This is a genomic window from Pseudomonas sp. NPDC089758, from assembly GCF_044748705.1.
Classification (GTDB): domain Bacteria; phylum Pseudomonadota; class Gammaproteobacteria; order Pseudomonadales; family Pseudomonadaceae; genus Aquipseudomonas; species Aquipseudomonas putida_X.
This window is the reverse complement of sequence record NZ_JBIVGN010000007.1, coordinates 29,165-42,621: the sequence shown is the minus strand read 5'-3', so window position 1 is coordinate 42,621 and position 13,457 is coordinate 29,165. Positions and strand designations below refer to the sequence as shown.

Annotated in this window: 14 protein-coding genes; 7 read left to right on the top strand and 7 right to left on the bottom strand. The window is 62.4% G+C overall.

All coding sequences use genetic code 11. The features are described from left to right. Positions 1–12 precede the first annotated feature (12 nt). From ACIPZH_RS12005 to ACIPZH_RS11995, 3 genes are read left to right on the top strand one after another with little or no spacing between them, the layout of a single operon-like run. The gene (locus ACIPZH_RS12005; RefSeq protein ID WP_241804775.1) at positions 13–1,134 is read left to right on the top strand and encodes a glycosyltransferase family 1 protein; all 1,122 of its coding nucleotides are present in this window, start codon (positions 13–15) and stop codon (positions 1,132–1,134) included. Further along, entirely contained in the window at positions 1,127–1,891 is a 765-nt protein-coding gene (locus ACIPZH_RS12000) for a DUF2334 domain-containing protein (RefSeq protein ID WP_400636288.1), read from the top strand. The genes ACIPZH_RS12005 and ACIPZH_RS12000 overlap by 8 nt, the downstream gene beginning before the upstream one ends. Next, positions 1,888–2,880, top strand: coding sequence for a lysylphosphatidylglycerol synthase transmembrane domain-containing protein (locus ACIPZH_RS11995; protein WP_400636287.1), 993 nt, complete (start codon positions 1,888–1,890; stop codon positions 2,878–2,880). The genes ACIPZH_RS12000 and ACIPZH_RS11995 overlap by 4 nt, the downstream gene beginning before the upstream one ends. 188 nt (positions 2,881–3,068) lie before the next feature. Here ACIPZH_RS11995 and purU read toward each other — a convergent pair whose 3' ends face one another. After that, positions 3,069–3,920, bottom strand: coding sequence for a formyltetrahydrofolate deformylase (purU, locus tag ACIPZH_RS11990; protein WP_241804771.1), 852 nt, complete (start codon positions 3,918–3,920; stop codon positions 3,069–3,071). A 297-nt stretch (positions 3,921–4,217) separates the two neighbouring features. Here purU and mvaT point away from each other — a divergent pair, with 297 nt between their 5' ends. Further along, a complete protein-coding gene (gene mvaT, locus ACIPZH_RS11985) occupies positions 4,218–4,595 on the top strand; it encodes a histone-like nucleoid-structuring protein MvaT (RefSeq protein WP_012312927.1) in 378 nt (125 codons plus the stop codon). An 80-nt stretch (positions 4,596–4,675) separates the two neighbouring features. Here the strand turns inward: mvaT and sbcB are convergent, their stop codons facing one another. From sbcB to ACIPZH_RS11970, 3 genes are all read right to left on the bottom strand, one after another. After that, on the bottom strand, positions 4,676–6,112 hold the full coding sequence (gene sbcB / locus ACIPZH_RS11980; RefSeq protein WP_400636286.1) for an exodeoxyribonuclease I: 1,437 nt from the start codon (positions 6,110–6,112) through the stop codon (positions 4,676–4,678). A 46-nt stretch (positions 6,113–6,158) separates the two neighbouring features. Then, positions 6,159–6,518 (bottom strand): PilZ domain-containing protein, encoded by a 360-nt coding sequence (locus ACIPZH_RS11975; protein ID WP_241804929.1) that lies wholly within the window; start codon positions 6,516–6,518, stop codon positions 6,159–6,161. 123 nt (positions 6,519–6,641) lie between these two features. Beyond that, a complete protein-coding gene (locus ACIPZH_RS11970) occupies positions 6,642–7,028 on the bottom strand; it encodes a tetratricopeptide repeat protein (protein ID WP_241804769.1) in 387 nt (128 codons plus the stop codon). 171 nt (positions 7,029–7,199) lie between these two features. Here ACIPZH_RS11970 and pyk point away from each other — a divergent pair, with 171 nt between their 5' ends. After that, complete coding sequence (gene pyk, locus ACIPZH_RS11965) at positions 7,200–8,654, top strand: pyruvate kinase (RefSeq protein ID WP_400636285.1); 1,455 nt, start codon at positions 7,200–7,202, stop codon at positions 8,652–8,654. Positions 8,655–8,750: 96 nt separating this feature from the next. Here the strand turns inward: pyk and ACIPZH_RS11960 are convergent, their stop codons facing one another. Continuing rightward, complete coding sequence (locus ACIPZH_RS11960) at positions 8,751–9,671, bottom strand: iron-sulfur-binding ferredoxin reductase (protein WP_400627881.1); 921 nt, start codon at positions 9,669–9,671, stop codon at positions 8,751–8,753. 249 nt (positions 9,672–9,920) lie between these two features. On the opposite strand from ACIPZH_RS11960, the gene ACIPZH_RS11955 reads away from it, so the two are divergent. Further along, entirely contained in the window at positions 9,921–11,444 is a 1,524-nt protein-coding gene (locus ACIPZH_RS11955; protein ID WP_016488901.1) for a fumarate hydratase, read from the top strand. Positions 11,445–11,474: 30 nt separating this feature from the next. Here ACIPZH_RS11955 and ACIPZH_RS11950 read toward each other — a convergent pair whose 3' ends face one another. Then, on the bottom strand, positions 11,475–12,347 hold the full coding sequence (locus ACIPZH_RS11950; RefSeq protein WP_400636284.1) for a carbon-nitrogen hydrolase family protein: 873 nt from the start codon (positions 12,345–12,347) through the stop codon (positions 11,475–11,477). Continuing rightward, the gene (locus ACIPZH_RS11945; RefSeq protein ID WP_400636283.1) at positions 12,344–12,934 is read right to left on the bottom strand and encodes a GNAT family N-acetyltransferase; all 591 of its coding nucleotides are present in this window, start codon (positions 12,932–12,934) and stop codon (positions 12,344–12,346) included. Before ACIPZH_RS11945 ends, ACIPZH_RS11950 begins: the two co-directional genes overlap by 4 nt. A gap of 115 nt (positions 12,935–13,049) precedes the next feature. Between ACIPZH_RS11945 and ACIPZH_RS11940 the strand changes: the two genes are divergently transcribed. Further along, positions 13,050–13,448, top strand: coding sequence for a nuclear transport factor 2 family protein (locus ACIPZH_RS11940; protein WP_400636282.1), 399 nt, complete (start codon positions 13,050–13,052; stop codon positions 13,446–13,448). The last annotated feature ends 9 nt before the right edge of the window (positions 13,449–13,457 follow it).

Here is a 13,457-nt window from a genome sequence, read left to right as displayed (position 1 = left end):
GATCCCGGAGGGATGCTGATCGTGCACATCGCTGACATCACCATGTTCTACGCCCCGGCCAGCGGGGGCGTACGTACCTATCTTGATGCCAAACACCACCGTCTCGACGCCATTGAGGGCGTACGCCACAGCCTGTTGATTCCCGGGGCCAGTGCTCGCCAGGAAGACGGCATCTATCAAGTTCCGGCGCCGCCCCTGCCCTTTGGCAAAGGCTACCGCTTCCCCGTGCGCCTTGCTCCCTGGTGCAATGTGCTGCGCGGCCTCAAGCCCGACCTCATCGAAGTGGGTGACCCGTACCTGACCGCCTGGGCCGCCCTTGAGGCGCGCCGCCAGCTCGATGTCCCCGTGATCGGCTTCTATCACTCCGACTTGCCACTGCTGGTCAGCAACCGCATGGGCAACTGGTTCACGCCGAATGTAGAAGCCTATGTCAGCAAGCTGTACGGCAATTTCGACCGAGTGCTGGCGCCCAGCCAGGTGATGGCCGACAAACTTCGCCGCCTGGGCGTGCGCGATGTGCATGTGCAGCGCCTGGGCGTGGACTTGGCCACGTTCAACCCGCAACACCGTGACCCACAACTGCGCGCCGAACTGGGCATCCCCGATACCAGCCGCCTGCTGGTCTTCGCTGGCCGTGGCTCGCGGGAAAAAAACCTGCCCGTACTGCTCGATTGCATACAGCGCCTTGGCCGCCCTTACCACCTGCTGCTGGTAGGCTCGAACATGCCAAGCAACGTCCCTGACAACGTCAGTGTGATCAATCGATTCTGTGCGCCGCAGGACGTCGCCCGGCTCGTGGCCAGCGCCGACCTGCTGGTGCATGCCGGCGACCAGGAAACCTTCGGCCTGGTCATCCTTGAAGCCATGGCCAGCGCCACGCCCGTGGTGGCCGTGCACGCCGGGGCCTTCGGCGAGATCGTCAATGAGCAGTGCGGTCGCCTGTGCCGGGCCAACGACGGCCTGGCCATGGCCACCGCGGTGCGTGAGGTGTTCGAAGCCGGCGTGCGCAAGCTCGGCGCCCAGGCCCGCAGCCATGTGGAGCAGCATTATTCATGGGACAATGTCGTCGCCGGCCTGCTGCAGCACTATCAGGCGGTGCTTGGCCATCAACCGCAGGTACGCGCCCATGCTTGAGACCAGCGCCGCGCCGGGCAGCCTGATGCTTGTGCTGCATGACATCGCGCCTGAGACCTGGCCGGATTACCAGCCCTTCGTCGAGGCCGTCGACGAAATGGGCCATGTGCCCATGACCTGGCTGGTAGTGCCGAACTTCCATCACCGCAACCCGCTGGCGAGCTCACCCGCATTCTGCCGCCTGCTCGAACGACGCCTGGCGCGTGGCGACGAACTGGCGCTGCATGGCTTGTATCACGCCGACGACGGGCCAGCGCCACGCAGCCTGCGTGACTACTTCATGCGCCGCCTGTACACCCATGAAGGGGAGTTCTATGCCTTGAACCAGGCGCAGGCCATGCAACGCCTGGAGGCCGGCCTTGAAGTCTTCGACCGGCAAGGCTGGCCCGTGGCAGGCTTCGTCGCCCCGGCCTGGCTGATGAGCCAAGGCACCCGCCAGGCCTTGAGCCAATTGCCGTTGCGCTACACCAGCACCCCGCAGCACCTTTATCGTTTACCCGACTTCACCGCGTTCAATGCCCCGGGCCTGGTCTGGAGTGCCCGCAGCGCCTGGCGTCGTGGTATGTCGCAGGTGGTCTGTGACTGGCAGTGCAGACGCTGGCGCAACGCTGAGACCCTGCGCCTTGGGCTGCACCCCGTGGACATGCGCCACCGCTCCTCACGAGATTACTGGCTGCGCACGCTGGACAAGCTGCTGATACAAGGGCGCGCCCCCCTGACCAAGTCGGCCTGGCTACAGCGCCAGGCTTTAGGATGAACCGTCTGGGCTGGCTGGCCATGGCGCTGGTGATGGCCATGGTGATACCGGCCCTGCTGGGGGGCAGCGACCTGCTGCCCAGGCTCAAGGCCTTCGACCCCGCACTGCTGCTGACCCTGCTGGGCATGATCCTGATGTGCTGGATAATCAATGCCGTGCGCTTGCGCCTGCTGCTTGGCCAGCAGGGAGCAAAGCTTGGCCACGTGCGCAGCCTCGGCGTGGTGATGGCCACCGAATTCGCCATTTGCACCACCCCAGGCGGCAGCGGCGGGCCGCTGACACTCATGGCCCTGCTGGCCCGTGACCGTATCGGCCCGGCACGCAGCGGCGCGGTGTTTGCCATGGACCAGTTGAATGATCTGCTGTTCTTCTTCTGCGCCATGTTGGCAATCGCCGGTTACGCACTGTTCCACAGCCTTGGCCGCAGCCAGCAGAGCATGTTGCTGGGCAGTGCCCTACTGCTGTGCTCGGCACTGGCGGCAATCGTGGCGCTGCTACGGTACCGACGGACGGTGATGCGCCTGAATGGGCGGCTGCTGCAGCGCATGGGGGTGGCTCCTGCGCGCAAACGGCGCTGGGCGCGCAAGCTGTTGCACTTCATCGATGCCTTGGCGCAGACCTGGCAGCTGCCAAAAAGCACACTGGCACTGGTGTTCACCCTGACCTGCGCGCATTGGAGCCTGCGCTACAGCGTGCTGTACCTGGTCTTGCAAGGCTTGGGTGTGGAGTTGTCGTGGATTCCGAGCTTCCTGGTACAGATGCTCTCGCTCAGTGCCGGGCAGTTCAGCCTGCTGCCGGGCGGCGCCGGGGCGGCCGAGCTGACCTCGGCGAGCCTGTTGACGCCTTTGGTGGGCAGTTCCACCGCTGCTGCGGCGATCCTGATCTGGCGTGCGGTCACTTACTACTTTTATCTGCTGGCCGGGGGGCCGGTGTTTGTTTGCCTGCTGGCGCGCCCCCTGCTGGAGCGCTGGCGGCGTCAGACGGGTTGAGCTGGCGCCAGAGCTCAGCGGCACCGGGGAAATCAGTGCCGTCCTGTTCGCTCAGGGCGTCGGGGTCGTAGCGAGAAAGGCAGCCTTCCCCGAGGGTAGGCGGTGCTGATGCGGTGGGTTTGTTGCGTGAGCCTGTCATCTTTCACCCCCTGCATGGCTGGGGCTGCAGTGCAGCCCCAAAGCCCGTATCAGTCGAACACGACAGTCTTGTTGCCGTGCACCAGCACGCGGTCTTCCAAGTGATAGCGCAGGCCACGGGCAAGCACCATCTTCTCCACATCGCGGCCGAAGCGGACCATGTCCTCGATGCTGTCGGCATGGCTCACACGCACCACGTCCTGCTCGATGATCGGGCCTGCGTCCAGTTCTTCGGTCACGTAGTGGCAAGTAGCACCGATCAGCTTCACCCCACGCAGGGCGGCCTGGTGGTAAGGCTTGGCACCGACGAACGACGGCAGGAAGCTGTGGTGGATGTTGATGACTTTTTCGGCGTAATCCTGGCACAACTGCGGTGGCAGGATTTGCATGTACCGCGCCAGCACAACCACATCGGCCGCATGTTCCTGGACCAGGCGCGACACTTCAGCGAACGCAGGCGCCTTGTCTTTCGGGTCGACGGGTACATGGAAGAACGGGATGCCGTGCCACTCGACCATGCTGCGCAGGTCGTTGTGGTTGGAGATCACGCAGGGGATCTCGCAATCGAGTTCATCGGTGTGCCAGCGATGCAGCAGATCAGCCAGGCAGTGGGATTCACGGCTCGCCATCAACACCACACGCTTTTTCTGAGCCGAATCCGTAATGCGCCAGGTCATGGAAAACTCTTCGGCTATCGGCGAAAAGGCTTCACGGAAGGCCTCGATACCGAATGGCAGCGATTCGGCGCGGATTTCATGGCGCATGAAGAACCAGCCACTCTGCTCATCGGAGTGGTGGCTCGCTTCGTTGATCCAGCCATTGTACAAAGCCAGGAAATTACTGACTTTCGCCACGATACCAACACGGTCGGGGCAAGCGATCACCAGACGATAGGTGCGCATGAATAAGACTCCAGAACTTCGCAAAGGCGCTCATTCTAGCGGCCCGCCCGGAAAAACGCAGTAATCATTGCACCCCGCCACCGCCCCTTGCGCGCTTAGACGCGGGCCGTGGCACGCAGCAACAGCCAGGCGAAACATGACGAGTTACGCGGGCTAATGTAAATATTTTTTTAACCTTGAGATATTTTGTCACAGCCCACATAAACAGTTGATGAACTGATTAATAGGTTTACTTGAGAGTATCGCCTGTCTATTATTGCTCCACACATTTCCCGAACACGCATTAAGGAACACTCCATGTCCCTGATCAACGAATACCGCGCCACCGAAGAAGCCATCAAAGAACTTCAAGCCCGCCTGGCCAACCTGTCGCAGGATGACAAGCTGAAGAAAGAACTGGAGTTCGAAGGCAAACTGCGCACGCTGATGGGCGAATACTCCAAATCGCTGCGCGACGTCATTGCCCTGCTCGACCCAGAATCGAAGCTGAGCAAAGGCCCACGTGGCGCAGTCAAGACCACCGCCACCAAACGTGCGCGCAAGGTCAAGCAATACAAAAACCCGCACAACGGTGAAGTGATCGAAACCAAAGGCGGCAACCACAAAACCCTGAAAGAGTGGAAAGCCAAATGGGGTGGTGATGTGGTTGAAAGCTGGGCGACCCTGCTGGACTGATTGTCCGCTCGATCGCTGTACTGCTTAAAATAAAAACGCCGGCACGATGCCGGCGTTTTTGTTTGCGTGTACAAAACCACTCAAAAAGGAATGGCAAAGTGCTCTGCCAGTTGCCGGGCATGCGCCTGCCAGGCGTCCAGCACCTGGCGCCCCGGCTCGTCCGCCTTGGCCCAGACGCTTTGCCGCGCCTGCTCGAAGTCGCCCAGCGTGTTCGGTGCTCCCCAGTGTGGGTCGCTCAATCGCTGCTGACAGAAACCATACCAGCGCTGCCGCTCTTCGCTATTCAAGGTGTCCGGGAAGTTACGCGCCCGGTACCGGAACAACAACTCAGGCAGGCGCGGGTCATCGAACATCCAGTGGCCTTGCCCCAACTGAGAAGGGTCCAGCGTTCTTACTTGTTCACACAGCCGGCGATCGCGGTCGCCGAGAAACCCTTCATACAATTGCTGCTCCGGATCTTCACTCGGAACAAAGTCGTCCTTGCCGTAAATGTGTTCCAGCTTGTGTTGCCAGGCGTTCTGCTGATTGGCCAACTCTTCAGCGCGAGCGTGTACGAGCGCCAGGTCGATCCCGAGCCGTTGCTGATCGGCCGCGCGCAATACCGAAAGCGGCGCCACTACCGGGCAGCGATTGATCTGCACCAACTTCAGCGGTATGGGTAATTGCCCATCAGACAATTCCTCACGACGCGTGTACAAGCGCTCACGAATTACCTCGGCACTTTCCCTTAATAAGGGTAGGGTTTCACTTTGCAGGTCGCACACAATCAGCGCGTTGCGATTACGTGGGTGCCAGGCCAACGGCAAGACCACCCCAAGATAATTGCGCGCTGCCGAGAAGCGCCCCGATATATGCACCAAGGGCTGCAACAGACGGATTTGCTCCATCACTTTGTGCTTGCTGCGCAATTGGAACAGCCACTCATACAACTTAGGCTGCTTGTCGCGGATCAAGCGCGCCAGCGCGATGGTAGCCCGCACGTCGGAAAGTGCCTCGTGGGCATGCCCATGATCGATGCCGTTGGCCTTGCTGAGCAATTCAAGGCGCAAGCTGACGCGCCCGTCCTGTTGCGGCCAGACGATGCCCTCAGGGCGCAGGGCGTAAGCAGTGCGGACCACATCGATCAAGTCCCAGCGGCTATTGCCGCCCTGCCACTCCCGGGCATACGGGTCGAAGAAATTGCGGTACAGGCTGTAGCGGGTAACCTCGTCGTCGAAGCGCAGCGTGTTGTAACCCGCGCCGCAGGTCCCCGGCTGGGCCAGTTGCGCGTGCACCCGCGTCATGAACTCGGCTTCGCTCAGGCCCTGGTTGGCCAGCTGCTGCGGGGTGATGCCTGTCACCAGGCAAGCCGCCGGGTGCGGCAGGATATCGTCGCTGGGGCGGCAATAAAGACTGATCGGCTCGTCGATTTCATTGAGCTCGAAGTCGGTGCGCACACCGGCCACCTGCAACGGCCTGTCGCAGCGCGGATTGATACCGGTGGTTTCGTAGTCGTGCCAGAAAATGCTGGAGGTCACGGGGTCGTCCTGATCGAAGGTCGCCCCGATTCTAGCGGACATGGCCTCAGACGGAAGCGTTGGCCGGATGGAAACTGAAATAGTCGCGCAACGAGCGCACGAACTCGTCGTACTCGCGTGGTGCCTGCAGCAGCATGAAGCCCGAATCGTAATGGCCAGGCGTCTGGTCCTCACGGCACCACAGGCAACTGGCGGTCAGGTTGATGAACTGAAAGCCGCCACCGGGCAGCGGCAGGCGCAATTGCAATTCAAAATCCGGGCCCACCAGCACCGGTAACTGGCTGATCAACATCAAGCCATCTTCCGAGGCATTGCCCAACTGCCCGATCGGCTGATCGGTCACGCGATTGAAGACCATCAGTACGCAAGGCAACTGATGGCGCTCGATATGACGCTGGTTGAACATGGTCACAATTGCAGTCCGTACCCGATGCCAGGAATACGAGGTACTGGCGGTTGTTGTAACAACTGAGTTACAGGTTAGCGCAGCGCGCGCGGCAAATCCCGTGAAATAAACGACACCTTGGTGTTAACGCCAAGGAGAGGTACTCACCGGGTTGGCCATCGCAGCCTCGCCAGCGCGGTAGTGGCCCAGTTTCTCCAGGGTTTGCAGCCGCGCCTTGGCCCGGTAGGCATACTCGTTGCGTGGATACTGCTGAATCAGGTACTCGTAGGTTTGTGCAGCGTCCACGTAAAGCTTCTGGCGCTCCAGGCACTGGCCACGCAGCAACGACACTTCCGGATGAATGAACGGCCGCGCACGGCTGGTGCGGTCGACCTGTGACAGCTCGAGCATCACCCGTTGGCAATCGCCACGGTCGTACGCACGATAGGCGTTGTTCAGATGGTGGTCCATGGACCAGCGGGTACAGCCGACGGCGCTGGCCGCCAGGGCGAAAACGATCAGGGCTCGCATGGGGATCTCCTTTAATAAAGAGTATATCGGCGTGCCGGTATATTTCTTCAGCTTGCCACGTGCGGCTTGCAGCTGCCCTATCGTACCCGCCTTCAGGTAGTGCAACGGAACAATGACTACAGGGCGATTCAGGAGTAGCCTTTCGCTGCGCTTCACTATAGGAGTCTGTGCATGACCATCCGCCGTACCAAAATCGTCGCCACCCTCGGCCCCGCCAGCAACTCGCCGCAAGTGATCGAACAGCTGATCCTCGCCGGCCTGGACGTGGCACGTCTGAACTTTTCCCACGGCACCCCGGACGAGCACAAGGCGCGCGCCCGCCTGATCCGTGAGATCGCTGCCAAGAACGGCCGCCATGTCGCATTGCTGGGCGATCTGCAGGGTCCGAAGATCCGCATCGCCAAGTTCAGCAACAAGCGCATCGAACTGAAGATCGGTGACAAGTTCACCTTCTCCACCACCCACCCGCTGACCGAAGGCAACCAGGACATCGTCGGTATCGACTATCCCGACCTGGTCAAGGACTGCGGCGTTGGTGACGAACTGTTGCTCGACGACGGCCGTGTGGTCATGCGCGTCGAGACCGCTACCGCTGATGCACTGCACTGCGTGGTGATCATCGGTGGCCCGCTGTCGGACCACAAAGGCATCAACCGCAAAGGTGGCGGCCTGACCGCACCAGCCCTGACCGAAAAAGACAAGGCCGACATCAAGCTGGCCGCGGAAATGGACCTGGACTACCTCGCCGTATCCTTCCCGCGTGACGCCAGCGACATGGAATATGCCCGCAAGCTGCGCGACGAGTCCGGCGGCAGCGCCTGGCTGGTGGCGAAGATCGAGCGTGCCGAAGCCGTTGCCGACGACGAAACCCTCGACAAGCTGATCGCTGCCTCCGATGCCGTGATGGTTGCCCGTGGCGACCTGGGCGTGGAAATCGGTGATGCCGAGCTGATCGCCATCCAGAAGAAGATCATCCAGCACGCTCGCCGCAACAACAAGGCGGTGATCGTGGCGACCCAGATGATGGAGTCGATGATCCAGAACCCGATGCCGACCCGCGCCGAAGTTTCCGACGTGGCCAACGCCGTGCTGGACAACACCGATGCGGTGATGCTGTCGGCCGAAAGCGCCGCCGGTTCCTACCCGATCGAAGCGGTCCAGGCCATGGCGCGCATCTGTCTGGGCGCTGAAAAGCATCCGACCAGCCAGAAGTCCAGCCACCGTTTGCACACCACCTTCGAGCGCTGCGACGAGAGCATCGCCCTGGCGGCCATGTACACCGCCAACCACTTCCCCGGTGTCAAGGCGATCATCGCCCTCACCGAAAGTGGCTATACCCCGCTGATCATGTCGCGCCTGCGCTCGCATGTGCCGATCTACGCACTGTCGCCGCACCGCGCTACCCAAGCGCGCGCGTCGATGTTCCGCGGCGTCTACCCGATCGCGTTCGACCCGGCTTCGCTGCCGGCCGACAAGGTCAGCCAGGCGGCGGTCGACGAACTGCTCAAGCGTGGCCTGGTGGCGCAAGGTGATTGGGTGATCCTGACCAAGGGCGACAGCTACCACACCATCGGTGGTACCAACGGCATGAAGATCCTGCATGTCGGTGATCCGCTGGTCGGCTGATCGGTCTTGACCGGGGCCGCGCTGCGGCCCATCGCTGCGGTTCGTCGCCACGACGCGCCGCAGCGATCAGGCCGGTTCGATCACTGCACAGCGCCGTCAGGCATGCTCGACGAACACATCGGCAAATACCTGATTCCTCGGTACCCCTGCGATGAACAGCCGCCTCGCGAACCGCTCCACACTGGCCGGCGAGCCGCACACCAACGCAATGGTCTGGCGCGATGATGGCCGCAGTGTCGCCAGCGCTGCATCCAGCTGCCCTGCCAGCACCCGCTCGACAGTCACGCCCTCGATCTGCATCAACGGCTCAGCCAGGTAATGCCCTGCCTCATCATGGGCCACATGCATCACCCTGATCTCCCCCCGATGCCCCTGGCGCACCGCCTCGCGCAGGATGCCCCACAAGGGCGCAAGCCCGGTACCTGCCGCCAGCAGCCATAGCGCCTGCCCCTGCCAGTCCAGATCGTAATGCAGCGCCCCACCGCGCAGCTCTCCCAAGCGCAACGTATCGCCGACCTGCAAACCACGGGCCTTGTCGCAAAACGCGCCCGGGTGCCGGCAATCGATATGAAACTCCAGGTACGCGTCTTCGCCCGGCAGGCTTGCCAGGGAATAGGGCCGGGCCACCGGGCCGTTCCACAGCACCACATGTTGCCCCGCCTGATAACGCAATGCCCGCTCCGGCCTCAGGCGCAAGCGCAGCACATCACCCAACCAGTCCAGCGCACAGACCTGTGCAGGGATGCCGTCCAGCAGGGGGTCGAACACCGCCACGCGCAGGTCATCAGTCACCCGGCACTGGCATGCCAGTCGCCAGCCCTGAGCGTGTTTTTCCAGCGCCAAGGCCTCTGGCAGTGCATCGGCGGGTTGCCCTTCCAGGCAATGCACCAGGCAGGCATGACAGCTACCGGCACGGCAGCTGTAGGGCACGTTCAGCCCCGCATCGTTCAGGGCATCGAGCAGATTGCTGCCGGTGGGCACCGTCCAGCGGCGCTCGCCCACACAGAGTTCAGGCATGGTCATCACTTCTCCGGCTATACATCGCCACTCTAAGGCAAGCCGGCATCGGCAGCAAAAAGGATGCCCGCCGCCTGCCGACCATGGTCCAGACCACGCGCAGGTGTTTCGCAGGCACAGGCGCGCTATACTGCCGCGCCTTTTTGCGTCGGCCTGACCAGTCGACGCCTTGCCAGGCGTTTCGACACTCAGGTGTGCAGTGTCGGAAGGCCTTTACGAATGTTCCCGTCTTTAAGAGGAGCGCGCTGCATGACCGTGATCAAGCAAGACGACCTGATTCAGAGCGTCGCCGACGCCCTGCAATTCATTTCGTACTACCACCCCGTCGATTTCATCCAGGCGATGCACGAGGCCTACCTGCGTGAAGAGTCGCCTGCCGCGCGCGACTCCATCGCCCAGATCCTGATCAACTCGCGCATGTGCGCCACCGGCCACCGCCCGATCTGTCAGGATACCGGTATCGTCACCGTATTCGTGCGCGTCGGCATGGACGTGCGCTGGGACGGCGCCACCCTGAGCGTCGACGACATGATCAACGAAGGTGTGCGTCGCGCCTACAACCTGCCTGAAAACGTCCTGCGCGCTTCGATCCTGGCCGACCCGGCCGGGGCCCGCAAGAACACCAAGGACAACACGCCAGCCGTCATCCACTACTCGATCGTCCCAGGCGACAAGGTCGAAGTCGATGTGGCAGCCAAAGGCGGCGGCTCGGAAAACAAGTCGAAGATGGCCATGCTCAACCCGTCCGACTCGATCGTCGACTGGGTTCTGAAGACCGTTCCGACCATGGGTGCCGGCTGGTGCCCGCCGGGCATGCTCGGCATCGGCATCGGCGGTACCGCCGAAAAAGCTGCGGTCATGGCCAAGGAAGTGTTGATGGAGTCCATCGACATCCATGAACTCAAAGCCCGTGGCCCGCAGAACCGCCTCGAAGAAATCCGCCTGGAGCTGTTCGAGAAGGTCAACCAGCTGGGTATCGGCGCCCAAGGTCTGGGCGGCCTGACCACCGTGCTCGACGTCAAGATCATGGACTACCCGACCCACGCCGCCTCGCTGCCGGTGTGCATGATCCCCAACTGCGCCGCCACCCGTCACGCGCACTTCGTGCTCGACGGCTCCGGCCCGGCCGAACTGGAAGCCCCGTCGCTGGACGCCTACCCGGAAATCGTCTGGGAAGCAGGCCCGAGCGCCCGCCGCGTCAACCTCGACGACATCACCCCGGAAGAAGTCGCCAGCTGGAAACCGGGCGAGACCATCCTGCTCAACGGCAAGATGCTCACCGGCCGCGATGCCGCGCACAAGCGCATGGTCGAGATGCTCAACCGTGGCGAAGCGCTGCCGGTTGACCTCAAAGGCCGCTTCATCTACTACGTCGGCCCGGTCGACCCGGTCGGTGACGAAGTGGTAGGCCCGGCTGGCCCGACCACCGCCACCCGGATGGACAAGTTCACCCGCCAGATCCTTGAGCAAACCGGCCTGCTGGGCATGATCGGCAAGTCCGAGCGTGGCCCGACCGCCATCGAAGCGATCAAGGACAACAAGGCCGTTTACCTGATGGCCGTCGGCGGCGCCGCCTACCTGGTGGCCCAGGCGATTCGCAAGTCCAAGGTGCTGGCCTTCGCCGAACTGGGCATGGAAGCGATCTACGAGTTCGAAGTCAAAGACATGCCGGTCACCGTCGCGGTGGACAGCAACGGTGAGTCGGTGCACATCACCGGCCCTGCGCTGTGGCAGAGCAAGATCGCCGAAAGCCTCGCGGTCGAAGTCAAGTAATCGGTATCGGGGCCGCGTTGCGGCCCCGATTCACGCAATACGCTCGAACTGCTCTGGCCAATCGCGCCGGGTAAAGACCTGCCCCTGCTCCCTCACCCGCCGGACCGCTCCCAGGTCCACATCGCATACCAGCCATTGGCTGCCCGCGGGGCTCAGCGTTTCGCTTTCACCCACCACCCCATTGCTCGGCATGCCATGATCCGGCGGCACGAACAACCCCGCACGCCCAACGTTCTCATCCAGCGCCGGTGACCACGGTGCCGAGCCCACAGTCGGGCTCTGCAACAGCGCTATCTGGTTTTCCAGCGCCCGCGCCTGAATACCGATGCGCACGCGGTGGTAGCCCGCTTCGGTGTCGGTACAACTGGGCGCCAGAATCAGGTCGGCCCCCGCTTCGGCCAAGTGCCGCGCCAGCAGCGGGAACTCATTGTCATAGCAGATCAGGATGCCCAGGCGGCCGAGGCGCGTATCGAATACCCGCAGCCCCTGGCCCGCGCTGATGCCCCATTGTTCTCGCTCGAAACGGGTCATCATGAGTTTGTCCTGATGCCCAAGCATACCTTCCGGCCCGAACAGCCAAGCCCGGTTGCGATAGTGCCCATCGTTGTCCAGCACCGGCAGGCTGCCCGGCTGCAGGTACACCCCCAAGCGCCGGGCGATGCCTTCGCACAGCGCCAACCAGGGTTTGACCAACGGCTGAACACCGGCGATGGAGGCTTTCAGGTCGCCGCGCTGGTCGGCAGGCAACTGGCCGCTGAGCACCATGCCGGCGTATTCAGGCAACAGCAACAATTGAGCGCCCGCCGCCACCGCCTCGGCGCATACGCGTTGCAGGTGCTCGGCGTAAGCACTCCAGGATTCATGCAACTCGATGGCGTACTGGCAGGCCGCCACACGGATCATATCGGTAATTCCTTGAGCCAGAACGACATGATCTTGTCGCTGCTTTCCTGCTCGTCCAGGTCGCGCCAGGCGTACTGCGTGCGCAGGGACGGGTCATGCAGGAAGCCCCGGTTTCGCCAGAAACCGTGCAATGGCTTGTAGTTGGCAGGCCGCCTTGGGTGCACGCCAGGGCGCTCGACGGTGCAGAAGGCGCAGCAATCGAACTCGGCCAGCTTGTGCGCATAAGACTCGCGCTCGATGAAGAAGCGCACGCCCAGGCCCTGGCCACGGTATTGGGGCAGTACCACCGATTCGCCAAAGTAGTACACGCTGGCCGGGTCGCGACCCTGCGCCAGAAATGGCTGCTGAAACTGGGGCGCAACGTCCACCAGCGGCACGCCGGTCGAGGCGCCCACCACCTGGCCATTGTCCAGGGCCAGCACTACCAGGCTGCGGCCGGAACGCGCATAGGCTGCCAGGTACTCGGCTTCATACGCCAGCGTGCCGTCATAGAGATAGGGGAACTCGCGGAAAACGGTCAGGCGCAGACGAGCGAGGTCATCGATGTAAGGCGCGATAGCGGCGCCGTGCAACAGGCGTATTTCCATGCTTGGCGGTCGTTTTGTCGATGTGGATGACGCGCTCGGCTAAGCCGGGCTTGAGGGGAAACCCTATCATCCGAACCAATGCTGCACCTTTTCCCTACACGACAGGAACTGTTCCATGACCGCTACCGAACTGGTAAATGCCTACTACGCGGCGTTCAATGCCGGCGACATGCCTGCCTTCCTTGCCTTGCTCAGCGAAGACGTGATTCACGACATCAACCAGGGCGAGCGGCAAATGGGCAAGGCCAGGTTTGCCGCGTTCATGGACAAGATGAACCGCTGCTACCGCGAGCGCCTGGCCGATATCGTGGTGATGCAAAATGCCGACGGCAGCCGCGCGGCGGCCGAGTTCACCGTACATGGCGCGTACCTGGCCGATGATGAGGGATTGCCTGCGGCCAAGGGGCAGACCTACGTGCTACCGGCAGGCGCCTTCTTCTACATTCACTGCGGGAAGATTGCCCGGGTAAGCAACTACTACAACCTCAATGACTGGGTCGAGCAGGTGGGTTGAACCCAGCAG

What these genes read in the sequence shown, in the direction of transcription:
- ACIPZH_RS12005 (WP_241804775.1), top strand. Translation starts at nt 13, where the DNA reads ATGCTGATCGTGCACATCGCTGACATCACCATGTTCTACGCCCCGGCC.
- ACIPZH_RS12000 (WP_400636288.1), top strand. Translation starts at nt 1,127, where the DNA reads ATGCTTGAGACCAGCGCCGCGCCGGGCAGCCTGATGCTTGTGCTGCAT.
- ACIPZH_RS11995 (WP_400636287.1), top strand. Translation starts at nt 1,888, where the DNA reads ATGAACCGTCTGGGCTGGCTGGCCATGGCGCTGGTGATGGCCATGGTG.
- purU (WP_241804771.1), bottom strand. Translation starts at nt 3,920, where the DNA reads ATGCGCACCTATCGTCTGGTGATCGCTTGCCCCGACCGTGTTGGTATC.
- mvaT (WP_012312927.1), top strand. Translation starts at nt 4,218, where the DNA reads ATGTCCCTGATCAACGAATACCGCGCCACCGAAGAAGCCATCAAAGAA.
- ACIPZH_RS11975 (WP_241804929.1), bottom strand. Translation starts at nt 6,518, where the DNA reads ATGTTCAACCAGCGTCATATCGAGCGCCATCAGTTGCCTTGCGTACTG.
- ACIPZH_RS11970 (WP_241804769.1), bottom strand. Translation starts at nt 7,028, where the DNA reads ATGCGAGCCCTGATCGTTTTCGCCCTGGCGGCCAGCGCCGTCGGCTGT.
- pyk (WP_400636285.1), top strand. Translation starts at nt 7,200, where the DNA reads ATGACCATCCGCCGTACCAAAATCGTCGCCACCCTCGGCCCCGCCAGC.
- ACIPZH_RS11960 (WP_400627881.1), bottom strand. Translation starts at nt 9,671, where the DNA reads ATGCCTGAACTCTGTGTGGGCGAGCGCCGCTGGACGGTGCCCACCGGC.
- ACIPZH_RS11955 (WP_016488901.1), top strand. Translation starts at nt 9,921, where the DNA reads ATGACCGTGATCAAGCAAGACGACCTGATTCAGAGCGTCGCCGACGCC.
- ACIPZH_RS11950 (WP_400636284.1), bottom strand. Translation starts at nt 12,347, where the DNA reads ATGATCCGTGTGGCGGCCTGCCAGTACGCCATCGAGTTGCATGAATCC.
- ACIPZH_RS11945 (WP_400636283.1), bottom strand. Translation starts at nt 12,934, where the DNA reads ATGGAAATACGCCTGTTGCACGGCGCCGCTATCGCGCCTTACATCGAT.
- ACIPZH_RS11940 (WP_400636282.1), top strand. Translation starts at nt 13,050, where the DNA reads ATGACCGCTACCGAACTGGTAAATGCCTACTACGCGGCGTTCAATGCC.